The organism is Micromonospora sp. NPDC049047 (assembly GCF_040649135.1).
Classification (GTDB): domain Bacteria; phylum Actinomycetota; class Actinomycetes; order Mycobacteriales; family Micromonosporaceae; genus Micromonospora.
In genome coordinates this window covers 93399-115837 of record NZ_JBEZEY010000021.1, presented here as the reverse complement: position 1 = coordinate 115837, position 22439 = coordinate 93399, and the positions used below count along the sequence as shown (strand labels likewise).

At 72.5% G+C, this 22439-nt stretch carries 24 protein-coding genes; 9 read left to right on the top strand and 15 right to left on the bottom strand.

Going from position 1 to position 22439, the window contains the following annotated elements:
* Nucleotides 1-26 precede the first annotated feature (26 nt).
* The 7 genes from AB0B86_RS26655 to AB0B86_RS26625 all read right to left on the bottom strand — a co-directional run bounded on the left by AB0B86_RS26655 (nt 27) and on the right by AB0B86_RS26625 (nt 5953).
* A complete protein-coding gene (locus AB0B86_RS26655; RefSeq protein ID WP_357411353.1) occupies nt 27-668 on the bottom strand; it encodes a histidine phosphatase family protein in 642 nt (213 codons plus the stop codon).
* A 33-nt stretch (nt 669-701) separates the two neighbouring features.
* Nucleotides 702-2156 (bottom strand): protein kinase, encoded by a 1455-nt coding sequence (locus tag AB0B86_RS26650; protein ID WP_357411355.1) that lies wholly within the window; start codon nt 2154-2156, stop codon nt 702-704.
* Between the two features lie 98 nt (nt 2157-2254).
* Nucleotides 2255-2458 carry a hypothetical protein gene (locus tag AB0B86_RS26645; RefSeq protein ID WP_357411357.1) on the bottom strand — a complete coding sequence of 68 codons (204 nt, stop codon included), beginning with the start codon at nt 2456-2458 and terminating at the stop codon, nt 2255-2257.
* 2 nt (nt 2459-2460) lie between these two features.
* Nucleotides 2461-3504 carry a LacI family DNA-binding transcriptional regulator gene (locus tag AB0B86_RS26640; RefSeq protein ID WP_357411359.1) on the bottom strand — a complete coding sequence of 348 codons (1044 nt, stop codon included), beginning with the start codon at nt 3502-3504 and terminating at the stop codon, nt 2461-2463.
* Between the two features lie 245 nt (nt 3505-3749).
* The gene (locus tag AB0B86_RS26635) at nt 3750-4592 is read right to left on the bottom strand and encodes an SAM-dependent methyltransferase (protein WP_357411361.1); all 843 of its coding nucleotides are present in this window, start codon (nt 4590-4592) and stop codon (nt 3750-3752) included.
* 89 nt (nt 4593-4681) lie between these two features.
* Entirely contained in the window at nt 4682-5569 is an 888-nt protein-coding gene (locus AB0B86_RS26630; RefSeq protein ID WP_357411363.1) for a helix-turn-helix transcriptional regulator, read from the bottom strand.
* Nucleotides 5570-5713: 144 nt separating this feature from the next.
* Nucleotides 5714-5953, bottom strand: a complete 240-nt coding sequence (locus AB0B86_RS26625) for a DUF397 domain-containing protein (RefSeq protein WP_030490204.1) — start codon at nt 5951-5953, stop codon at nt 5714-5716.
* Nucleotides 5954-6219: 266 nt separating this feature from the next.
* On the opposite strand from AB0B86_RS26625, the gene AB0B86_RS26620 reads away from it, so the two are divergent.
* Nucleotides 6220-6870 carry a GGDEF domain-containing protein gene (locus tag AB0B86_RS26620; protein ID WP_357411366.1) on the top strand — a complete coding sequence of 217 codons (651 nt, stop codon included), beginning with the start codon at nt 6220-6222 and terminating at the stop codon, nt 6868-6870.
* 133 nt (nt 6871-7003) lie between these two features.
* On the opposite strand, the gene rox is transcribed toward AB0B86_RS26620, so the two are convergent.
* Entirely contained in the window at nt 7004-8431 is a 1428-nt protein-coding gene (rox, locus tag AB0B86_RS26615) for a rifampin monooxygenase (RefSeq protein WP_357411368.1), read from the bottom strand.
* Nucleotides 8432-8739: 308 nt separating this feature from the next.
* On the opposite strand from rox, the gene AB0B86_RS26610 reads away from it, so the two are divergent.
* Nucleotides 8740-9390: an NAD(P)H-dependent oxidoreductase gene (locus AB0B86_RS26610; RefSeq protein ID WP_357411370.1), complete on the top strand. Its 651-nt coding sequence runs from the start codon at nt 8740-8742 to the stop codon at nt 9388-9390.
* An 80-nt stretch (nt 9391-9470) separates the two neighbouring features.
* Here the strand turns inward: AB0B86_RS26610 and AB0B86_RS26605 are convergent, their stop codons facing one another.
* Nucleotides 9471-9962 (bottom strand): type II toxin-antitoxin system PemK/MazF family toxin, encoded by a 492-nt coding sequence (locus tag AB0B86_RS26605; RefSeq protein ID WP_030336385.1) that lies wholly within the window; start codon nt 9960-9962, stop codon nt 9471-9473.
* Nucleotides 9963-10027: 65 nt separating this feature from the next.
* Here AB0B86_RS26605 and AB0B86_RS26600 point away from each other — a divergent pair, with 65 nt between their 5' ends.
* Nucleotides 10028-10543: an NUDIX domain-containing protein gene (locus tag AB0B86_RS26600; protein WP_357411372.1), complete on the top strand. Its 516-nt coding sequence runs from the start codon at nt 10028-10030 to the stop codon at nt 10541-10543.
* 26 nt (nt 10544-10569) lie between these two features.
* Entirely contained in the window at nt 10570-11811 is a 1242-nt protein-coding gene (locus AB0B86_RS26595) for a hypothetical protein (protein ID WP_357420048.1), read from the top strand.
* 121 nt (nt 11812-11932) lie between these two features.
* On the opposite strand, the gene AB0B86_RS26590 is transcribed toward AB0B86_RS26595, so the two are convergent.
* The 5 genes from AB0B86_RS26590 to AB0B86_RS26570 are packed head-to-tail and all read right to left on the bottom strand — an operon-like array spanning nt 11933 to nt 16186.
* Nucleotides 11933-12478 (bottom strand): DUF2267 domain-containing protein, encoded by a 546-nt coding sequence (locus AB0B86_RS26590; protein ID WP_357420047.1) that lies wholly within the window; start codon nt 12476-12478, stop codon nt 11933-11935.
* A 42-nt stretch (nt 12479-12520) separates the two neighbouring features.
* Nucleotides 12521-12919, bottom strand: a complete 399-nt coding sequence (locus AB0B86_RS26585) for an NUDIX domain-containing protein (protein WP_357411378.1) — start codon at nt 12917-12919, stop codon at nt 12521-12523.
* A gap of 55 nt (nt 12920-12974) precedes the next feature.
* A complete protein-coding gene (locus tag AB0B86_RS26580) occupies nt 12975-14270 on the bottom strand; it encodes a hypothetical protein (RefSeq protein WP_357420051.1) in 1296 nt (431 codons plus the stop codon).
* Nucleotides 14271-14326: 56 nt separating this feature from the next.
* Nucleotides 14327-15148, bottom strand: a complete 822-nt coding sequence (locus AB0B86_RS26575; protein WP_357411382.1) for a sugar phosphate isomerase/epimerase family protein — start codon at nt 15146-15148, stop codon at nt 14327-14329.
* On the bottom strand, nt 15149-16186 hold the full coding sequence (locus AB0B86_RS26570) for a zinc-binding dehydrogenase (RefSeq protein WP_357411384.1): 1038 nt from the start codon (nt 16184-16186) through the stop codon (nt 15149-15151).
* A gap of 115 nt (nt 16187-16301) precedes the next feature.
* Between AB0B86_RS26570 and AB0B86_RS26565 the strand changes: the two genes are divergently transcribed.
* From AB0B86_RS26565 to AB0B86_RS26550, 4 genes are read left to right on the top strand one after another with little or no spacing between them, the layout of a single operon-like run.
* Nucleotides 16302-17696 (top strand): extracellular solute-binding protein, encoded by a 1395-nt coding sequence (locus tag AB0B86_RS26565; RefSeq protein ID WP_357411387.1) that lies wholly within the window; start codon nt 16302-16304, stop codon nt 17694-17696.
* Nucleotides 17693-18652, top strand: a complete 960-nt coding sequence (locus AB0B86_RS26560) for a sugar ABC transporter permease (protein WP_357411389.1) — start codon at nt 17693-17695, stop codon at nt 18650-18652. The genes AB0B86_RS26565 and AB0B86_RS26560 overlap by 4 nt, the downstream gene beginning before the upstream one ends.
* Entirely contained in the window at nt 18652-19518 is an 867-nt protein-coding gene (locus AB0B86_RS26555; RefSeq protein ID WP_357411391.1) for a carbohydrate ABC transporter permease, read from the top strand. Before AB0B86_RS26560 ends, AB0B86_RS26555 begins: the two co-directional genes overlap by 1 nt.
* A 54-nt stretch (nt 19519-19572) precedes the next feature.
* Complete coding sequence (locus AB0B86_RS26550; protein ID WP_357411394.1) at nt 19573-20178, top strand: class I SAM-dependent methyltransferase; 606 nt, start codon at nt 19573-19575, stop codon at nt 20176-20178.
* A 34-nt stretch (nt 20179-20212) separates the two neighbouring features.
* Here the strand turns inward: AB0B86_RS26550 and eccB are convergent, their stop codons facing one another.
* Nucleotides 20213-21589 (bottom strand): type VII secretion protein EccB, encoded by a 1377-nt coding sequence (gene eccB, locus AB0B86_RS26545; RefSeq protein ID WP_357411396.1) that lies wholly within the window; start codon nt 21587-21589, stop codon nt 20213-20215.
* Between the two features lie 126 nt (nt 21590-21715).
* On the opposite strand from eccB, the gene AB0B86_RS26540 reads away from it, so the two are divergent.
* The gene (locus tag AB0B86_RS26540; protein WP_357411398.1) at nt 21716-22435 is read left to right on the top strand and encodes a spermidine synthase; all 720 of its coding nucleotides are present in this window, start codon (nt 21716-21718) and stop codon (nt 22433-22435) included.
* The last annotated feature ends 4 nt before the right edge of the window (nt 22436-22439 follow it).

Here is a 22439-nt window from a genome sequence, read left to right as displayed (position 1 = left end):
GCGCGCTCCGAGACCGCGCGGAGGCATCACGCTCTGGCCCAGCCGCCGGTGTCGGCGAAGCGGCGCAGCGTCCAGCGGGCCGGCGGCCACCCGCCGGGGTCGTGGTCGGTGGTCCACTCGGTGATCGAGGCCGGGGGCACGTCCAGGTCGAAGGCCCGGAAGACCGGCTGCGCGCCGAGCGCGTGGAAGGCGCCCTCCACTGTCTCGCTGTGCCCGACCAGGACCACTGTGGAGCCCCGGTGCCGGTGGGCGATCTCCATGATCGCGCGGCTGACGCGGACCACCAGCTCGGCCCAGCTCTCGTTGCCCTCCTCGAACGGTCGGAACACGCCGCCGCCGGCCACCGCGTGGTCGGTGCGGAAGAGGGCGGTCGGCAGGCCGTCGGCGTACGGGGGTGTGTGCCAGGTGCACAGGCCACAGTCGGCAACGGGCCGCACGCCGAACGCGGTGGCGATCGGTTGCGCGGTCTCGACCGTCCTGCGCAGCACGGACGAGTAGACCGCCACCGGTCGGTCGGCGGCGACCTCGTTGGTGAGCCGGTTGGCGAGGTCGTGTGCCTGCTCGTGGCCGAGGGCGGTGAGGCCCCGACAACCACGTGGCCCGCCCACTGTTCCTTCGAGCTGGTGGAGCGACTCGCCGTGTCGCACGAAGATCAGACGTGTCCGCATCGGGACATCATGCCAGCGGTATCGACGGGGATATCAGTCGTCCGTACGGCCGGTGGTGAAGCTGTCGGTCTGAGCGAGCAGAGCGTCGAGCTGGGCGCCCGTCCGCGCTGGCAGCCGGTCGCGGTCCACCAGTTCGGCGATGCGTTCCCGGAGGTCGGCGACGCGCTTGGCGCGGTCCCTGGTGTGGCGGCTCAGGTCGGCCAGGTCGTCGCGGAGATCTTCGGCGGTCTTGCGGTCGACGTCACCGCGGGCCACCGCGCTGGCGAGGACGGCGGCGAAGCCGCTTGTCACCTCCCGGAGGCTGACCGGCACCTGCTGCCCGATGGTCGGCGGCGGGGTGCTGGCGCTGGGTCGGGGCGAGGGGGGTGCCGTCGGCGTCGGCGACTGCGTCGTGGGTGCGGGGGTCGGGGCGGAGGTCGACGCAGGGGCGGCCACCTGCGGCGAGTCGGGTGCGCTGGGTGTGCCGAAAGGCCCCTCGGCGAGCAGGGCACCGACGCCGATCAGCACGGCGAGGCCGGCCGCGACCAACACGGCGAGGGGTCGGCGCGATCGACGGCGGGTCGGCTCGGCGGCGACCGGAGCGGGACGGGCGGCCGAGCGGTCGATCAGGGTGGGCGGGTGCGCCACCTGCCGAACGCGCAGCAGCTCGGTGGGCGGCTCGACAGGTTGGCCGGCGCCGAAGCGGCGGGCCAGGTGCGCGGCGCTCGGCCGGTCGGCAGGGTTGGCGGCCAGGCAGGCGAGGGTCAGCTCGGCGACGTCGGCGGGGAGGCCCGGCACCCGTAGCGGCGGCACCGGAGTGCCGCGCCGGTGCACCTCGAGGGCGTCCTCCCAGCTCTGCACCGGCAGCGGCGCCTGCCCGGTGAGGGTGCGGTAGAGCAGCGCGCCGAGGGCGTACACGTCACTTGCCGGGTCGGGCGGGCCGGCTCTGAGCCGCTCCGGGGCGAAGTAGGCGGGGGTGCCCATCAGTGGTTCGCCGGACTGGCCGTCGAGCCCCCCGAGCGCGGCGATGCCGAAGTCGAGCACTTTGGCGCCGGTGTCGGTGAGCATGACGTTGCCCGGCTTGACGTCGCGGTGCACGACGCCGATGCGGTGCGCGGCGGCCAGCGCGGCGGCGATCTGCCCGGCCACCCGGACCGCCTCCGGCCAGGGCAGCGGCCCGCCGCGCAGCCGGTCGGCCAGGTTGTGGCCGTCGACGAGTTCCATCACCAGGTACGGGACCACGACGCCGCCGGTCAGGGTTGCCTCGGCGTAGTCGTACACCTGGGTCACGTGTGGGTGGGTCAGCCGGGCGGCCGCGCGGGCCTCGCGTTGGATGGTGGCCCGCAGTTGCGGGTCGGCGGCGAGCTGCCCGGCGAGGACCTTGATCGCGACAGGTCGGCCGAGCACGTCGTCGTCGGCCCGCCAGACCTCGGACATGCCACCGAGACCGATCCGCTCGTGCAGTACGTAGCGGTCGTGGAGACGGAGGGTGGGCGTGAAGGGCGACATGGCCTCACCAGTCTGCCTGGCCGCGCCCTACTCGACCACCCTCCGTGCCCGGACCCACACTGTTTGTCCCCTGCGTGCCCGAATGAGTTTCGGTCGGCTCACGAGCAGCGCGGTTCACCGGGCAACGGTCGCGGCTGGATGCGGTCGGCGAGCCGGCGCAGGGCGACCGCGGCGGCCTGCCGGGTGGGGGCGAGCAGCGCCGGGCGGGCGCGTTCGACCTGCACCGGTGCGTCCGGTCTGGCCGAGTTGACGTGCCGGTTCATGGCGTCGAGCGCGGTGACGTATCCGGTGGGAAGTTCCATGGTCAACTCCTCGGGACAGGTCCGGTGGAGGCCCGGACGACGAGCTCGGTGGGCAACAAGACATGGCCGGCCGCAGCGTCCGCTGGCGGTTCGAGCAGGAGTTCGGCGGCGATCCGGCCCTTCTCCTCGGCGGGCTGGCGGACCGTGGTGAGGCCGGCCGCGGCGGCCTCGGGGACGTCGTCGAAGCCGGTCACCGAGACGGTCGGACGATCATGGGCCGGCCGCGCGGCCAGGGCGTCCAGCACGCCGAGCGCGAGGACGTCGGAGCCGGCCAGCACGGCGGTCGGCGGTGCGGGCTTGTCGAACAGACCGGCGATGGCCGCGGCTGCCGCCGGGCGACTGTTGCCGGGGACGTTGACCAGAGTCAGCTCGGCCCAGCCGACGCCGACCTCGGCGAAGGCGTCGGCGAACCCGGTGAGCCGGCCGCGGGTGGTCGGATGCGGCACCTGGTCGACCCCGGCCAGGGTCAGCGGGCCGGACGGCGCGTCGGGCAGCACGGAGTCGGCGAGCAGCGCCACCCGACGGTGACCGAGGCCGGCGACGTGCACGCCGGCACTGTGCGCGGCGGCCCGCTCGTCGATGCCGACGAACCGTTCGTCGGCGCCGGCGTTGTCGCGGGGGGCCGTGCTGACGAACGGCAACCCGCGTTGGCGGATGACGTCCAACGCCCATTCCTCGTCGGCGACGCAGTAGACGCAGAACCCGTCGACCGCGGCGTTCTCCACCGCCCGTCGGGCGTCGGGCACGGCCGGCGGCAGCGGCACCAGCAGCATGCTCGTGCCGTGTCGCGCGGCGGCTCCGCCGATCCCGGCGAGGAAGCGGACCGCGAACGGGTCGGTGAAGGCGTACGACAGCTGGGAGGTGAACAGCACACCGATCGACCCGACGAAGCCCCGGCGCAGGGAACGCGCGGTGGGGTTGGGACCGGGGTAGCCGAGTTGCCGGGCGGCGTCCAGGATCCGCTCGCGCAGGGTGGCGGAGAGCTGGTCGGGGCGGCTGTAGGCGTTGGACACGGTGCTGCGGGAGACGCCGACGGCATCGGCCACGGCTTGCAGTGTTGGCTTCACCGGCACCTCTCTGTATCGATCCAGTCTGTATCGATACAGAGACTAGCTCGGCCCGTCGCCGTAGGTCAATACGTGAATCCAACCCGGAACTCGGCGACGCCTCGGAACACCGGCATCACCCGCCGTCGACGGCGGCCAACCGGGACGGCACAGCGAGCTGGCCGGCATGGCGGGCGGGGCACGTCAGCAGGCCCGTGCCGATCCGGCACTGTCACCCGACCGGATCAGGGCAGGCGGGCGACCCCGCCGTACATGCCCACCTCGGCGGTCGAGGGACGCGGCTGCCCGTCGCTCGGCACCCGCCACTCGGCGACCGACGTGATGCCCGGCTCGACCAGGTCGAGATCGCTGAAGAAGCGGCTGAACTCGGCACGGCTGCGCAGGTTGATCAGCCCGTGCGGGCCGCCACCGCGGGCCTTGGCCCTGAAGTCCGCGGCGACCGCAGCCGGAAGGTGGTCGTCGGTGCCGTGCGAGGCGACCAGGTAACTGCCGGCCGGCAGCACGTCGAGCAGCTGCCGCACCAGCGCGTACGGGTTGTCGTCGTCGGACAGGAAGTGCAGCACCGCCACAAGCATGAGCGCGACAGGCTGCGACAGGTCGATGGTGCGGCTCAACTCCGGGTGCGCGAGGATCCGCTGCGGGTCCCGCAGGTCGGCGTCGATGTAGGCGGTGGCACCCGCCGCCGAACTGCTCAACAGCGCGCGGGCGTGGGCCAGCACGATCGGGTCGTTGTCCACGTAGACCACCCGGGACTCCGGAGCGATGGCCTGGGCGACCTCGTGGGTGTTGTCGGCGGTCGGGATGCCGGTGCCGATGTCCAGGAACTGCCGGATCCCGGCCGTACCGGCCAGGTAGCCCACCGCACGTTGCAGGAAGCGACGGTTTTCCAGGGCGGCGATGCGGACGCTGGGGAAGGCGGCAGTTATCGCGTCGCCGGACTCCCGATCAGCCTGGAAGTTGTCCTTGCCGCCCAGCCAGTAGTTGTAGCGGCGGGCCGGGTGCGCCACCGAGGTGTCGATCCGGTCGCTCGGCGAGCCAGCCGTGGTGCCCGCAGCATCGGTGGTCAAGGCAGCTCCCGCAATGACATGTGTCCACTGTCGCCGTTCGTGGACCATGCTAGTGCCAGCGAGGCGGGGCCGTGGCCCTCACCCGACGATCACGCGGGATAGAGGTCGTCCAACAGCCGGCCGAGGATCTCCGCCGTACGCTCGGGTGGCTCGGCCTCGACACAGAGCCGCTCCATGGCCACCGCGTAGTAGTCCAGGTCGTCGCGCTTGTCGAGGTAGATCGCGCTGGTGAGCTGTTCGATGTAGACGATGTCGGGCAGCTCCTGGTCACCGAAGCGCAGGATGGTGAAGGCGCCCCCGGCGGCGGCGTGGCCCCCGGCGGCGAACGGGATGACCTGGAGCCGGATGGTCGGTGACTTGGTCGCCTCGATGAGTGCGGTGAGTTGGCCACGCATCACGTCCGGGCCACCGATCGGTCGACGCAACGCCGCCTCGTCCACCACGGCCCAGAGCTGCGGCGGACTCTCCCGGTACAGCAACTGCTGACGCTGCATCCGCAGGGCGACGCGTCGGTCGATCTCGCCCGGACCGGCAGTGCCGTGCCCGAGCAGCACCACCGCCCTGGCGTACTCCCGGGTCTGCAGCAGGCCGGGCACGAATTGCACCTCGTAGCTGCGGATCAGCGCGGCTGCGGCCTCCAGGCCGAGGTACGACTGGAACCAGCTCGGCAACACGTCACCGTAGCGGTGCCACCAGCCGGGACTGTTGGCGTCTCGGGCGAGCTTGAGCAGGGCGTCACGCTCGTGTTCCGCAGTGACGCCGTAGAGGGTGAGCAGGTCGGCGACGTCGCGCTCCTTGAAACCGACCCGGCCCAGCTCCATCCGGCTGATTTTGGATTCGGAGGAGCGGATCTCCCAGCCGGCGCCCTCGCGGGTCACCCCGCTGGACTCCCGCAGACGGCGCAACTGGGCGCCGAGCAGCATCCGGAGCACCGTCGGCCCGGTTGTCGGGCCACCCTCGGCGGGAACCATCGTCACGTGCGGACCTCCGGACACCTACCCGTGATGGTCGGGCACCCCGGCCCGACCGACGTGTAAGCATGCCATGAACCGACAGTGAGGTGTACTCCTCCGGACCGGTGATTCGGTCCCGTCGCCGGGACACTCCGACTGACGAACGGGTCAGTTGATGAGGTGGTCGAAGTCGCCGTCGCGGGCACCGAGCACGAAGGCGGTGATCTCGTCCACCGTGTAGATCAGTGCCGGCCCCTCCGGGTGCCGTGAGTTGCGGACCGCGATGCCCGCTCCTCCGGGCAGTTCGGCGAGTTCGACACAGTTGCCGCTGGGGTTGCTGCGGCGGCTCTTCTGCCAGCTCAACGGAGGCAACTGGTGGATCGGTACGCCATTGGGTGGCTGCTGCATGGAGACGTCTTTCTGCTCACGAGCCCGCCGGTGGCCGTGGGAGGAGCGGTGACGGCGAGGAGGGTGCCATATCGACATTGGACGGTCATGCACGTGCATCTGCTATTGCATCTGCACCGGACGGCGAGCATGATAACGCACGTGATCGGTGGCCATCCGTTCACTTTGAGTTACCCCCACAGGGGCAACCATCAGGCAAAACGTGGCCCCGACGCGGCACGCCACGTTGACCCAGGCTGGAGGCGGTCGAGGCGATGGGAGGGTTCGTGCCGGATCCGATGAGTGTCGCGTCCGGCATCTGTGCCGCCGGTGCACTGCTCTCCTCCTGGCAACTGCGCCGACGGGCGCTGCGCGCCGAGGCCGAGATCGGGCACCTGCACGCCGAGTTGGCCGCCGAGCGACACGCCGCGAGCCACGATCCGCTCACCGGGCTGCCCAATCGCCGCGCCTTCTACCGCCTGGCGGCCGCCCTGCTCACCGACGCCGCCGGCGAGCCGTTGATCGCCGTGGTGCTCGACCTGGACGACTTCAAGCAGATCAACGACCGGTACGGGCACGCCGCCGGCGACCAGGTGTTGATCAGTGTGGCGGAGCGGCTCGCCGGCTTCGCCGGGGACAACCTCGTCGCCCGTCTCGGCGGCGACGAGTTCGCCGGGCTGCTCTCCACCCCCACAGTGGACCGGCGCTGGATCGAGCACGCCACCCGTCGCCTCAGCGAGACCGTCGCCGCGCCGATCCGGCTGAGCGGATGCAGCGTCCGGGTCACCGCGTCCGTCGGGCTCGCCCCGGTGACCGGTCCGGCCCAGCTCACCGACGCGCTCAGCAGGGCCGACGCGGCCATGTACCAGGCGAAGAGCCTCGGCGGCGACCGGTCGCCCCGGCAACTTGTCGACATCGCCCGCCTGGTCGAGCGCTGACCGCGCACCCCGCCGGGGTTGGTCACGCGGGCGCCGCCACCACCGACGCCGTCGTCACGCCACGCACCCGCATCGGCACCAACCCCGATCACCGCAGGATCGGCGGGGCGGACCGATCGACACGGCCGCCGGTTCAGTTGGCGGGTGCGCCGAACCACCGGGACAGCTGGCCCAGCAGGCCCGCCTGGTCGTCACCGGCCCACGCCACGTGCCCATCCGGCCGCAGCAGCACACCGGGCACGTCCAGTTCCTCGCTCACGTCGACCACGTGGTCGACCCGGTCCTCCCAGCCGTCGACCGAGAGCCGGCCGGTCTGGTCGAGCAGCAGTCCCCGGCCGGCGTGCGTCAGCTCGTAGAGACGCCCCTGGGTCAGCCGCACATCCCGCAGGTGACGGCCGAGCAGCGGGTGACCGTCACCGAAGTCGTAGCGGACCCCGAGGGCGGTGACCTTCTCAATCAGGTGGCGGTTCACGTCCTCGAAGTCCATCAGCTCCGCCAGCAGCTTGCGGACCGCTTGCGGACCCGGGTCGGGTGACAGCAACTCCATCTGCGCGCGGGTGTTGTCAAGCACGTCGGCGGCGACCGGGTGCCGTTCGGTGTGGTAGCTGTCCAGCAGCCCGTCCGGCGCCCAGCCGTTGACCTCCGCGGCCAGTTTCCACCCGAGGTTGAACGCGTCCTGGATGCCGAGGTTGAGCCCCTGGCCACCGGTGGGCGGGTGGATGTGCGCCGCGTCGCCGGCCAGCAGCACCCGGCCGGTGCGGTAACGCTCGACCAGCCGGGTGGCGTCGCCGAACCGGGAGAGCCAGCGCGGTGAGTGCACGCCGAAGTCGGTGCCCGCGTACACCCGCAGTTGTTGCGCGAACTCGGCGAGGGTCGGCGGGACCAAACGGTCCTCGGCGACCCCGTCGGCGGGTACGACGACACGGTAGACGCCGTCCCCGAGCGGCCCGAGACCGAACCGGAAATGCGTCCTGCGGACCTCGGCGACCACGGCGGCGACCGTCTCCGGTGCTGCGGTCACCGCCATCTCGCCGAGCAGCGTGTCGACCCGGCTGGGCTCACCGGGGAAGTTGACGCCGAGCAGCCGGCGCACCGTGCTACGGCCGCCGTCGCAGCCGACGAGATAGCGGGTCCGCAACCGTGTGCCGTCGGCCAGCTCGACAGTCACCCCGTCGTCGTCCTGGCTGAGCCCGACCAGTTCGCAGCCGCGTCGGATCCGCACCCCCACGTCGCTCGCGTGCTCGTTGAGCAGACGGTCCGTGGTGGTCTGCGCGATGCCCAGGACGTACGCGTGTGCGCTGTCCAGTCCACCCGGCGACGGTTTGGCGATGCCGGCGAAGAAACCACCGACCGGGTGTTGCGTGCCGAGCGCGAGGAACCGCTCCAGCAGGCCGCGCTGGTCCAGCACCTCGATGCTGCGCGCGTGCAGGCCGAGCGCACGCACGTGCCTGGTCGGCTCCGCGTCCCTCTCCAGCACGAGCGTGTGCACCCCGTGCAGCCGGAGCTCGCTGCCCAGCAGCAGACCTGTCGGCCCACCGCCAGCAATGATCACGTCAATCATGAAATCCCCCGATTTTCCCAGGTTTGCGGCCCGGGAGGAGATTCTGCAGCACACCAGGGGTCTTGCGGCAAGACCCCTGGTGCGATATACGTTGGAAGAGGCAAGGGGCGGGTCTGCTCCTTGCCTTTGTCTGTTCGGTGCCCGCAGTGTCGGCGAGGGTCCAGGACGACCGGCGACACCCGACCGCGGATGATCACACCGCCCCGGGCGCGCTCGGCCGGGTCCCCGTCGGCAGCCGTGATGTTCGTTGCGCCGTCCCCCGGGTATGGGAAGGCGGTCGCCCTCATCGACGGCCGAAGGGAACCGACGTGGCAGGCATCAGCGCCCTCGTGCTCAACTGCACCCTCAAGCCGTCCCCGGCCCCGTCCAGCTCCGAGCAGCTCGGCCGGGAGGTGCTCGCCGAGTTGGCCGCGCAGGGCGTGACCGGCGAACTGGTCCGGGTGGTCGACCACGACGTGCGCTTCGGGGTGTCGACGGATGAGGGCAACGGCGACGGCTGGCCGGTGATCCGGGCCAAACTGCTGGCCGCCCAGGTGCTCGTCATCGCCACCCCGATCTGGCTCGGTCAGCCGTCGAGCGTCTGCAAGATGGTCCTCGAACGCCTCGACGCCGAACTCTCCGAGACCGACGCCGAGGGCCGCCTGCTCACCTACGGCAAGGTGGCCGGTGTCGCGGTGGTCGGTAACGAGGACGGCGCGCACCACACCATCGGCCAGGTGCAGCAGGCACTGAACGAGGTCGGGTTCACCCTCGCCGCCGCCGCCGCGACCTACTGGGTAGGCGAGGCACTGCACAAGGTGGACTACCGCGACGCCGGTCCCAAGCCCGACACCACCGGCCGCACCACGAAGGCCCTGGCACTCAACACCGCGCACCTGGCCCGGCTGCTCGCCGACCAGCCGTACCCACCGCCCGACGCGCGGAGCGCGGCGGTCGGCCCGAGCCACACGTCGACCTGATCACCACGGCCCGGCCCGCACCTGACCCCGACCGGCTGGCTGATCCGGCCACCCCGCCGGCCGACCCGGGCGGACCGCGGTCAGCGCCAGCCGTAGCCGGCGCGCAACGCCTGCCCGACCCGGTCGAAGCGGGGCCGGTCCAGCACGGCACCCTCGCGGCGGATGCTGTCCTCCCGCATGGTGAGGACCCGGTCCAGGCGGACCCAGCTCGGCCGGTTGTCCCGGTCCCACTCGCCCGGCCCGAGCGCGAACCAGTGCCGCTGCCCGTCCCGTTCGCTCTGACTGGACAGCATCAGCCCGAACAGCGTCCGGCTGTGCCGCCCGACGACAAGCACCGGCCGGTCCTTGCCCTGCCGGGGGTCGTCCTCGTAGGGCACCCAGGTCCAGACGATCTCGCCGGGGTCGGCCTGACCGTCCCGCTCCGGGGCGTAGGTCAGCTCCCGTCGCTGCAACGCGCTCACCTGGCGGCGGCGGGCGACCTGCGCGGGTGCCGGCCCGGTCCGCCGGGGCGACGGGATGACCGCGCCCACCCGGGAGATACGAGCCGCGACATTCCTCAACAGACCAGCCACGGCGGGCAGCCTACCCGCCGCCGTCCCGGCCGTCCGAGTGGGAGTTGCTGCGGCAGACTGGACCGATGATTGACATACCCGACGACCTGCCGATCCTGCAGCGGCGCGCGGTGCGGGTGGTGGTCACCGACGGCACCGACCGGGTGCTGCTGTTCCACACCCAGGACCCCGACCACCCCCGGTTGGGCACCTGGTGGGAGCTGCCGGGCGGCGGCATGGACTCCGGGGAGGGTTACCGCGACACGGCGGTGCGGGAGCTGCGGGAGGAGACCGGGATCGAGGTCACCGCAGACCAGGTGGGTGCCCCGACCTGGCGCCGGCGGGCGAGCTTCCTGCACCGGCAGGTGCGGCACGTGCAGGACGAGGTGATCGTCACGGTACGACTGGCAGGTCCCGGCCCGGACGTCGACGAGTCGCACCGGCTCGACTACGAGCGGGAGGACTACTTCGGCTTCCGCTGGTGGCCGCTGCCGGAGGTGGTGGCCAGCCGGGACCGCTTCTACCCTGGACAACTCCCCCGGTTGATCACGCCGTTCCTGGCCGGTGCGGAGATCGACGAGCCGTTCGAGTTGTGGTCGTGAGCCGGGCCGGCGGGCAGAGTGGGGGCATGACGACCGATCTGCACGGGCCGCTCTCCGCCTACGCCGCGCGTCTGCACGCCACGATCGGCGACGGGCACCACGTCGCCTCCCCGCTCGGCGCCTGGCTGCTGCTCGCGGTCTGCGCCGCCGCGGCCGACGCCGACCCGGCCGCCGAGGACCCGGCCGCCGAGGACCTGGCTCGCGCGCTGGGCACCGACCTGGGCAGCGCGGCGGAGGTCGCCCGAACGCTGCTTGACGCGCCGCATCCGCTTGTCGCGTCCGCCACCGCGCTCTGGCGCCGGGGGGAGCAGCGCGGCGGGCCGACCGGTTGGCGGGCCGCACTGCCGGCGACGACCGAGGTCGGCACGCTGCCCGACCAGGCCGGGTTGGACGCCTGGGCGCGCGAGCACACCGATGGCCTGATCGACACGTTCCCGCTGAAGGTCAGCCCGGATGTGGTCTTCGCCCTGGCCAGCGCGCTGGCCACCCGAATCTCCTGGGCGACCCCGTTCGACAGCGCCGACGCCCACGCGCTCGGTGTCGACAGCGCCTGGGCATCCCGGCTACGCCAGGTGTTGCGCAGCCCGAGCCACGGCCACCGGTGCGCCATCGTGTCCAGTCCGCGGGTGGGCGACGTGATCGTGCACGCCGCGCCGGCGCAGAGCAACGACGGGGCCGGGCTGGTCGTCCTCTCGGTGGCCGCCGCGCCGCAGGTGCCGGCCACCGAGGTGCTGTCCATCGCGTACGGTCTCAGCGCCGGTGCGGCCGACGGCACGCCTCCGGCCGGCAGCCGATCGCTGTTCGACCTGCCGCTCGGCGAGACCGCGCTGTGGACACTGAGCGAGGAACGGGTCCGGACCCGGGCCCGCGACGGTCGGGAGGAGCGGCACACCGCGGTGCTCCCCTGCTGGTCGGCCCGCAGCGGGCACGATCTGAGCGTTGCGGCGCTGGGCTTTCCGGCGGCCACCGCGGCGTTGGCGAGGGCGCTTGCCCAACCGGTGCAGGGCTTCGCGGCCCGCCAGACGGCGCTGGCCCGCTACGACAGGTACGGCTTCGAGGCAGCCGCAGTGACCGGGATGTTCGGCACGGTGAGCCTGCCGCCGGAGGGTGTGGCCCGCACCGCGGAGCTGCGCTTCGGTCACCCGTACGCGGTGGTGGCCGTCGCCACCGACGCCCGGCCGGACGGGACCACCGGGCCGTGGCACGGGGTGCCGGTCTTCTCCGCCTGGGTCACCGACCCACAGGAACTGTCCGAATCCGCGACGTGAGCCCCGCACTCCGCCGGCTGCACCGGCTGCCAGGACGGCGGTCCGGCGCACCGGGTGCCAGCGGCGGTCCGGCGCACCGGGTGCCAGACGGCGGTCCGGTGCGCCGGGCGGTCGTGGCCGGTCAGGGCAGGTGTCGCCCGGCTGCTGACCCGCCGTCCTCGCGCGGCAGTCGCGACACCAACTGTCGGAACTCGCGTACCGTCATCGCCGAGCGCAACGTGCCGAAGACCGCGCCGGTTCCGGCGCGGGCGGTCGCCGGGTCCACTCCGGCGCGCTCGCCCACCCGGCGCAGGAACTCCGCCGGGCCGGGGTCCGGCGGCGGAGCGACAGCGGCGGCGTCACCGACCTCCAGCCGCACCCCGGTGTTCAGCCCGTCCACGCCGTCATCCGGTCCGTCGGTTACGGCCGGTTCCAGTGTCGTTCCGACAGCCCCGGCGCGATTCGGCGCCGGGCCGGTGGGGTGGGTGGGCTCCGGTGCCGGGCCGCGCAGGTAGCCGTCGACCTCGTTCGGCAGGTGGCTGGCGAGGTCGTCGGACGCGCCGTCGGTCACCCGCTCGGCCAGCGTCCGGAGTACGGCGCGGGCGAGTGCGGCGGCCTGCTCGGGCGGCAGGCCGGAGCGGCGGGACACCGCGTCGACGAAGTACGGGAACCCGTCGCGGTCGGTCACGTCGGGGCGGTTACCCTCCGCCGGCCGCGACAAACTGCTCCGTCAGCGCAGCAGGTCCTCCGCCAGCAGGTGGTCGAAGATGAGGTGGTCGACAGGTGAGGTGCGGTGCCGGTCGGCGTAGCCGAGCCAGGCCATCTCGGCGATCTCGCTGGCCGGCCGCAACTGTCCCCGATACCCGGCCCGGTAGCAGGTCATCCGCACTGTGACACCGCCCGCGTGCCCGTGCGCCTGCGCGGTGAAGGTGCCCAGGTGCACCGCGTCGTGCACGTCCACCTCGACGCTCAGCTCCTCGGCGATCTCCCGACGCAGGGTCGCCAGGTCGGTCTCGCCCGGCTCACGTTTGCCGCCGGGCAGGTACCAGACGTCCTTGCCCGCCGACCGGGTGCTCAGCACCCGCCCGTCCTCGATGAGGATCCAGGCCACCTTGTCGATCTCGCGCACGCCACCCCTTCCGGTCGAAGACCGGGCACGCTACCAGCCGGTGGCCGTCGCGCGGTCACTCGGCCAGCAGGTCGAGCAGCAGCGCGGCCGTCCAGCTGAACGCCGGTGAGCCCAGCCCGGCGCCGGTGTCCGGGTGGAAGTACTCGTGGCAGCCGGCCCGCCCGACCAGGTCGATCATCGAGCGGCGCAGTCCGGCGGCCAACTCCGGGTGCCCGTGCGTGAGCAGCCCGCGCCGGACCAGCCAGCCGATGTTGAGCCAACTCGGCCCCCGCCAGTAGCGCAGCGGCTCGAAGTCGCCGGCGGTGCGGTCGTAGGTGGGCAACGGCCGGTCCATCCGCAGGGCCACCCCGAACCGCGCCGACCGGGCCTCGACGACGAGCGCGTCGGCCTGCCGGGCGGGCAGGTCGGGCAGGATCAGCGGCGTCAACCCGAGCACGGTACGGGCGCTGACCAGCCGGTCGGTGCGCAGGTCACGGGGCTGAAACGTTCCGGTGTCGTGGTCGTAGAGCCGTCGTAGCAGCGCCTCGGTGACCTGGGCCGCGCGGGCCCGGTGCGGCCCCGGATCGGCGCCGACGAGCACAGCGATCTCGGCGAGGGCGTGTTCGGCGGACCCGAACGCCGCGTTGAACAGCGGGCACTCCACCAGGAAGGGGTGCGTGTCGGCCAGTCGGCGGTCGGAGTAGCCGTGGTCCCGGTAGGCCGCGACGATCGCCAGGTAGCGCGCGTAGTCCAGGTCGGTGGGGCGGTGCGCGGCGTCGGCGTGCGCGGTGTCGTGCCGACGGTACGCGCGCATGACGGCCGCCTCCGCCGCGACCGCGGCCATCGGCTCGTCCCAGGCCGGGCTGTTGTCCAACCCGGACTCCCACGGGTGCACGATGCAGACCAGCCCGGCACCGGCCACGTCCCGCCGCGTCGCCAGGTAGCGCTGCTGGGCGACAAGCGCGGGATAGAGCCGGCGCAGCGCGGTCAGGCCGGCGCGATCAGGTGCCCGCTGGTACGCCAGCCACGCGGCGAGCGCGTGCACGGGTGGCTGGACCAGACCGGAGGTGTCCACGGCGGGCGTGCCGGCGACGCTCGCCGAGCGCCACAGCTCCGGGCCGGGGAAGTACGTGCCGACCCGCATCGCCGGGTTGAACACGATGTGCGGGACCCGCCCGTCGACCCACTGCGCCCGGAAGAGGCTCGTCAGCTCCCGCCAGGCGCGTTCGGGGCGGACCTGGGCCAACCCGATCGCGATGAACGCGGAGTCCCAGCTCCACTGGTGCGGGTAGAGGGTGCGCGAGGGCACTGTGTGGTCCCGCTCCCAGTTGGCGTCGAGCGTGTCGACAGCCAGCTGGCGCAGCCCGGCGATGTCGGCCGGCCCACCGGTGCGGGCGGGGTCGGCGTCGGCTGTCACGCCTCCGGCGGTCACGCCGCGGCCTCGCGGGGCAGCGCGTGCCGCAGGACCGTGGCGGCCTGTTGCAGGGCCCGGACCGGGTCGCCGCGCAGCCGGCACTCCAGGGCCAGCCAGCCCCGGTAGTCCAGCTCCAGCAGGGTCCGCAGCAGCGCGGGCCAGTCCAGGTGCCCGGCTCCGGGCTGGTACCTGTTCGAATCGCTCACCTGCACGTGCCCGAGGTACGGCGCGGCGGCCCGCAGCGCACGGTGCATGTCGTCCTCCTCGATGTTCATGTGGAAGGTGTCGGCGACCACCCGGACCGACGGCATCCCGACGGCGGCGCAGAGCGCCACCGCTTCGTCGAGGCGGTTGACCATGTGGTCCTCGTACCGGTTGAGGGGTTCGAGGAAGAGGGTGACCCCCTCGGCCCTGGCGTGCTCGCCCAGCTCGCCGAGGGCGTCGAGGAGGACCTGCCGGTCGCCGGCCGGCGGACGCGGCGGCTCGAACGGTGGTAGGCGGCGGGAGAACATCCCCCAGGCCGCCGGGGTCATCACCCCGACGCCGCCCAGCTCGGCGATGACCGAGAGCTGCGAGCGCAGGTTCCGCACGGCGTCGGCGGAGCGGGCCCTGTCGAAGTCGCCGATGAAGTGGTCCATCTCGACGCAGACGGTGGGCAGCACGGCCCCGGCGGCGCGGGCCCGGCGCAGCTCCGGCAGCCGGCGGGCGAGGGCGAGGTCACCGCGCCCGCGTAACTCGATGCCCTGGTAGCCGAGTGCGGTCGCGAGGGCGTACTTCTGGGTCAGGTCGGTGCCCGGCAGGAGTTGTTCCTGACAGGCGAGCGCGATGGTGGTCATTCAGAACCTCAGCACCACTTGGAGGACGTCACCGGCGCCGCGGTCGAGCAGCGCGAGGGCGTCGGCGACCGCGCTGGCGTCGACGATGTGGCTGACCAGCGGCAGCGGGTCGAGGCTGTGCTCAGCCACCAGATCCATGAAGGTCTGCGCCACCCGGTCTCCGGTCCACCGGCCGGCCATGCTCGGCGCGGGGGTGGGCCCGGAGACCTGGGCGGCCACCAGCTGGATGCGGTTGTGGTGGAACTCCTCGCCGAGGCCGAGCGCGTCGGCCTGGCCCTGGTAGAAGCCGGCGGCCACCACCCGGCCGGCGTGCGTGGTGGACCGGATCGCCTCGTGCAACGCCGGGTACGCCCCGGACAACTCCAGGCAGACGTCCGCGCCCCGGCCGTCGGTGGCCCGACGCAGCACGGCCGCGGCGGAGTCGGTGCGGGCGTCCACTGTGGCTCTGGCGCCGTAGTCGACGGCGTGCGCCAGCCGGCCGGGCACCGGGTCGACGGCCACCACCCGGGCGCCGGAGAGCACCGCGAGCCGGGTGGCGAGCAGCCCGATGACGCCCTGCCCGAAGACACCGACCCAGTCACCGAGGTGCAGGTCACCGGCGAGTACGGCGGTCAGCGCGATGGCACCGGGCCGGGCGAAGACGGCGGCGAGCGGGTCCAGCCCGGCGGGGAGCGGCCGGACCGCGCCGGCGGCGAGCACCGCCTCGGCCCGGTGACCCCAGATGCCCCACACCAGTTGCCCCGGGTGCCGGTCGGTGACCTCGGGGGCCACCTCGACGATCTCGCCGACCTCCTCGTAGCCGAAGCCGATGAGCGGGTAGGGAACCGGGGTCTGGCGGGGGACGAACATCCGGGCGGAGTCGTCCCAGTCCTTGCTGAGCCGGGGATTGCTGCCCCGGTAGAGGGTCAGCTCGGTGCCGGCGGAAATGCCCGAGTAGCAGGTGCGGACCCGGACCTGCCCGGGGCCGAGCGGATCTGGTGGACAGGGCTCGAGGCTGATCCGTCGAGGCCCGGCGAGAGAGACGACCCAGTTGCCCATGTGTCACATCCCGGTAGCACTGGGCTCCAGGATAGCAAAAAATCGCCATATGTCTTGCCATTGATCTATCGATGCTGTTGAATCCGGCATGTACCCTTCGAGAGGAGTGCCACCGATGTCAGTACCTCCGAGGCGGATACTCGCCACCACCCTGATCATGGCACTGGCAGCGTCCACCCTGCTGGCCTGCGGAGATGACGGATCCGACAGCAACAGCAAAAAGATCACCGTTTGGAGCCTGGAAGACGTCGCCGACCGGGTCACCGCCACCAAGGCGATCATCGCCGACTTCACCGCGAAGACCGGGATCCAGGTCGACCTCGTGACCGTCAACGAGGACCAGTTCCCCTCCCTGATCGCCGCCAACGCCGCCGCCGGCGACCTGCCCGACGTGGTGGGCTCGGTCTCCCTGGCCGGCATCCGCACGCTCGCCGGAAACGAGCTGCTGCACGCCTCGGCGAACGCGGAGGTCGTCGACAAGCTGGGCAAGCAGACGTTCTCCCCCCGGGCACTGGAGTTGACAGCCGACGACGGCAAGCAGCTCGCCGTGCCCAGCGACGGGTGGGGGCAGTTGCTCGTCTACCGCAAGGACCTGTTCGCCGCCGCCGGCCTGCCCGCCCCGGACACCTACGAGCGGATCACCGACGCCGCGGCGAAACTCAACACCGGCGGCGTCGCCGGGATCACCGCGGCGACCTCCGCCAGCGACGTGTTCACCCAGCAGACCTTCGAGCACCTGGCCCTGGCCAACGGCTGCCAGCTCACCGACGACGCCGGGAAGGTCACCCTCGACTCGCCCCAGTGCGTCGAGGCGATCCGCTTCTACGGCGACCTGATCCGGACTAGCTCGGTGAAGGGCGCCCAGGACGTGGACACCACCCGGGCCACCTACTTCGCCGGCAAGGCGGCCATGGTCATCTGGTCGCCCTTCATCCTCGACGAGCTGGCCGGGCTGCGCAACGACGCCAAACCGACCTGCCCGCAGTGCCAGGCCGACCCGACGTTCCTGGCCAAGAACAGCGGGTTCGTCACCGCGATCAAGGGCCCGAACGGCACCGAGCCGGCGCAGTACGGCGAGATCAGCTCCTGGGCGGTGCTCGACGGGGCGGTAGCCGACCCGGCGAAGTCCTTCGTGGAGTACATGCTCGGTGACGGCTACCCGCGGTGGTTCGGGATGTCCCCCGAGGGTCGCTTCCCGGTGCGCAAGGGCACCCCCGCCGAGCCCGAGGCATACCTGACCCAGTGGAACACCAGCCAGGCCGGCGTGGACGCGAAGAAGCCACTGGTCGACGTGTTCGGCGAGGAGGTGCTCGCCACCCTGCGCCGCAGCCCGGACACCTTCCAGCGGTGGGGGCTCACCCAGGGGCAGGGCAAGCTGGTCGGCGCGATGCTCGGTGAGCTACCGGTGCCCAAGGCGCTCAGCGACGTCTACTCCGGCAAGTCCGACGCCGCGGCCGCCGCCGGCCGGGCCAAGAAGGACGTCGAGGCCATCAAGGCGGGCGTCAATTGACCACCACCGCGCCCGACACCGGCCGCTCCCCCAGCCGGGAGCGGCCGGGACGGGCCGGCCGCCGTCGCCCCCTGACCCTGCGCCGGCGCGAGTCCCGGGCCGGGCTCGCGCTCGTCGCACCCACCCTGCTCGTCACCATCGCGGTCATCGGCATCCCGATCGTGTGGACCGTGGTGCTCGCCTTCCAGCGGGTCCGGCTCGCCACGTTGCGCAAGACCGGCCTGTTCGGCGATCTCACAATCGACAACTTCGACCGGGTGCTGCACACCCCCGGCTTCGCCGAGACGCTGTGGGTCACGCTGATCTACAGCATCGGCGGCACCGTCGGGTCGATAGCGCTCGGTCTGGTGGCCGCCCTGGTGGTCCGCCGACCGTTCCGGGGCCGCACGCTGGTCCGGGCGTCCATGCTGCTGCCGTACGTGGCGCCGGTGGTCGCGGTGACCTTCGTGTGGCAGGTGATGCTCGATCCGCAGCTCGGCATCGTCAACGCGTGGGGCCAACGCCTGCTGGGCTGGGACGCCCCGGTGCCGTTCCTGTCCCAGGAGTCGACAGCGCTGAGCACTGTCATCGCCTTCGAGGCGTGGCGGTACTTCCCGTTCGCGTTCCTGTTCCTGCTGGCCCGGCTCCAGGCGGTGCCCGGTGAGTTGGAGGAGGCCGCCCGGGTCGACGGCGCGACCCCCACCCAACGGTTCCGGCACATCCTGCTGCCGCAACTGCTGCCGGTGATCGCCCTGCTCGGCGTGCTGCGCTTCATCATGACATTCAACAAGTTCGACGACGTCTACCTGCTCACCGGTGGCGCCGCCGGCACCGAGGTGGTCAGCGTGCGGGTCTACGAGTTCCTTACCGCGCGCACCGACATCGGTGCCGCCTCCGCGCAGGCGGTGGTGCTGGCCGTGGTGCTCATCGTGTTCGTGGTGATCTATCTGCGCTTCTTCGGACGGAGGGTGAGCTGATGGACCGGGACGTGGTCGAGACGGTCAGCCTGCGCTGGCTGCGCCGCCTGGTGATCGCCGCGTTCCTGGTGGTCACCGTCTTCCCCTTCTACTACATGCTGGTGCTCTCGATGCGCCCCATCGAGCAGCTGCTGCTCGACCCCGGTGCGCTGCTCGTCGGCTTCGGCGAGCTGACCGTTGCGACGTACGCCGAGGTCCTGAAGGCCACCGACGACGGAGGCCAGGGGTTCCTCACCTTCATCCGCAACAGCGGCCTGGTGGCGGTCGCGGCGACCGTGCTCACCCTGGTGGTGGCGATCCCCGGCGCGTACGCGGTGGCCCGGTTGCGGTTCTTCGGGCGGCGGCAGGTCGACTTCCTGTTCCTGGCGGTCTACCTGTTTCCGTCGATCGTCATCGCGATCCCCCTGTTCGTGGTGTTCAGCCTGGCCGAGCTGCGCGGCTCGCTGTTCGGCCTGGTGCTCGTCTACATCTCGCAGACGCTGCCGGTGTCGGTCTACATGCTGCGCAACTACTTCGAGACGATTCCGGTGAGTCTGGAGGAGTCCGCCGCCATCGACGGCGCCGGTCGGCTCGGCATCATCCGCCGCGTCAGCCTGCCCCTCGCCATGCCATCGATCATGGCGGTGGCGCTCTACGACTTCATGATCGCCTGGAACGAGTTCCTCTTCGCCCTGCTGTTCCTGATCGACAAGCCCGACCGGTGGACGGTGTCGCTGGGGTTGTCACTGCTCTCCGACGGGGTGGAGGTGCCCAAAACGGTGCTGATGGCCGGGTCGGTAGTCCTCACCCTGCCCATCGTGATCCTCTTCTTCGCCAGCGAGCGGCTGCTCACCGAGGGGCTGACCAGCGGCGCGGAGAAGGGATGATCGTCTCCCCCGGGTCCGCGGCCGTATCCCCACCGCCCCGGTTACGGTGGCCACATGGCCAACCCGACCCGCTGGGCGACCGACACCGGCCCCGAGCACTCACAGTGGTACATCGACCGGTTCCGGAAACTCGCGGCCGAGGGCGCGGACCTGGCCGGCGAGGCCCGCCTGGTGGACGCGCTTGTCGCGCCCGGCTCGCGGATCCTCGACGCCGGCAGCGGCACCGGCCGGGTCGGTGCCGCGCTGGCCGAGCGCGGGCACACGGTGGTCGGGGTGGACGCCGATCCGGCGCTGGTGGCTGCCGCCCGCGCCGACTATCCGGGCCCGACGTGGCTGGTCGCCGACCTGGCCGAGCTGGACCTGCCGGCGATGGGTGAGGCGGAGCCGTTCGACGCGGCGGTGCTGGCCGGCAACGTCCTCGCCTTCGTCGCTGTCGGCACCGAACCGGAGGTGCTGCGCCGGGTCGCGCGGCACCTGCGGCCCGACGGGGTGCTCACCGTGGGCTTCGGCACCGAGCGTGGTTACCCGCTCACCGCGTTCGACGCCGACGCGGTGGCCGCCGGCCTGCGGGTGGAGCAGCGCTTCGCCACCTGGGACCTGCGCCCGTGGCGTGACGACGCGCCGTTCGCGGTGAGCATCCTGCGCCGCCCGGCCGACTGACTCCCGACCCGGCCCCGGTCGGGCGGCGGCGCCCTCAGTCCGGGGCGGCGACCGCGCGAGCGGCGGCCGGGTCCAGGGTGGCGCCGGCGGGCACCAGGCTGACCAGCCCGGCGGGCAGCCGCAGCGGGCGCACATCGCGGTAGCCGAGCATCGCAAGCACCTCCCGGTCCGCGAGCACGTAGCGTCGGCCCAGGTCGGTGATGACGGACACCGCGCCGCCGGACGCGCCGGGCGCCGCGGCGGCCTCGACCACCGCGCCACGGCCCGGCTCCACCACCACGTGGTCGGCCAGCACCGCGCCGCCGCCGGGCGCGGTGCGCGGCGCTGTCGACAGGTCCCGCAGCGCTACGCCCCAGCGCACCTCGCCAACCCCACCGTCGTCGGCCACGCGGGTGCAGAGAGCCCCCTCGTCGCTGGCGGCGAGCCGGGGCGGGGTCGGCGGTGGGGCGTTCGCGCCGCTCGGCGCGAGGTCGGGCACCGTGGGCAGCGCGGCGAAACGGCCCAACGTCATCGGCACCGGCTCACCCTGCCCGGTGCGCGCCAGCAGCAGGCCGGCCTGCAACTCGGTGATGCCGGCCAGGCCGGCGTCGACGGCCACCGCGTACTGCCGGCCGCCACCGGAGTTGCTCACCAGGTAGACAGTGCCGATCGCGGCGTCCGGCACCTGGCTGGCGGGCTGACCCAGCCCGGGCAGGTCCAGCGGGGCGAGGTCACTGCCGGCGGGCAGCGAATTGAGCAGGGCGGGCGCCACCGCCACCGCCTGCGCGCGGGTGGTGGCGAGCGCCGCCAGTACCCGGCTGGGATCGCGGACGAGGTAGCGCCGCTGATGCCAGACCAGGTGCAGCCCGCCGTCGGGGTGGCGCAGCAGCAACGCCTCGTCGCCGAGTGGTCGGCCGCCACCGGGCTCGGTGCCGATCAGCAGCGCGGAGCGGGGCGCCTCGCCCGCCGGGGCCGTCGAGCAGACGGTCCACCCCTCCGTGGCCAGCCGGCCGGGAGCGGGCAGCGAGTCCGGCGCGTCGGCGATGCCCAGCGGCAGCCCACGCGGCACGCCGTCGATCGTGCGGCGGGAGACCAGCACGGTCTTGGACCTGTCGGCGCCGACGATCAGCAGCGCCGAGGCGTAGTTGAGGACCGGGTGCAGCTTCTGTTCGCGATAGACGAACCGGGCGCCGGACTCCTTCTCCACGACCACCGCGCCCGGGTCGCGCCAGCCCTTGCCGCCACCGGCGAACAGGCCGTAGAGCGCGGAGCCGCCGAGCCCGATCGCCGCGACCAGGACGCTGGCCAGGCCGGCGCCCGCCAGCCGCCGAAACGGCGACTGGGCCGGGTCGGTCTCCCGCATGACCAGAGCGGCGACCGCCCGCTGGACGCTGAACTGGTAGGAGTGCAGCTGGTCCTGCCGCGACGGCATGAGGTCCCTTCCGGTGGATCGGCCGGGGCACAGGATATGCGCTGCGTCGATGTCTCGGGACCCTGCGTGTCCGGTGCGGGGCAACCGGTAGCATCCGGGGACGAATCCGGCGGCGAGAGGGCACCCGTGGGCGCGCGTTTCGAGGAGTTGGCCTGGCGGGAGACCCCGATCGGCGCGATCAGCCTGCGCCGACGCCGGGATCCGGCCCTCCAGGTCGAGGTGTACGAGGTCAAGCTCGACGACGAGTACCTGATGTCCAGCCTGTTCCCGGTCGCGGAGATCGAGCTGGCCCGGCTGGGCCTCGCCGAGGTGGCTGGTGACACGCTCGACGTGGTGGTCGGCGGTCTCGGGCTGGGCTACACCGCCTGCGCGGCGCTTGGCGACCCACGGGTTCGCTCGCTGCTTGTGGTGGAGGCGATCGAGGACGTGATCGACTGGCACCGTCGGGGTCTGCTGCCGTTCGCGGCGGGGCTCGCCGAGGATCCGCGGACCCGGTTCGCGCAGGCCGACTTCTTCGCGGCGGTGGCCGGTGCGACCGGCTTCGACGCCGACCTGCCCGGGCGGCGCTTCGACGCCGTGCTGCTCGACGTCGACCACTCCCCGCGCAACGTGCTGCATCCGAGCCACGCCGCGTTCTACGACGCGACCGGTCTACGCCGCCTGGCCGCCCACCTGCGCCCGGAGGGGGTGTTCGCGCTCTGGTCGGACGATCCGCCGGACGCCGGGTTCACCGACACGCTCAGCGAGGTGTTCGCGAGCGTACGGGCACACGTCGTGCCGTTCGCCAATCCGCTGACCGGCGGCGAATCGGCCAACACCGTCTACGTGGCGCGTACCGGCCCCTGACCTC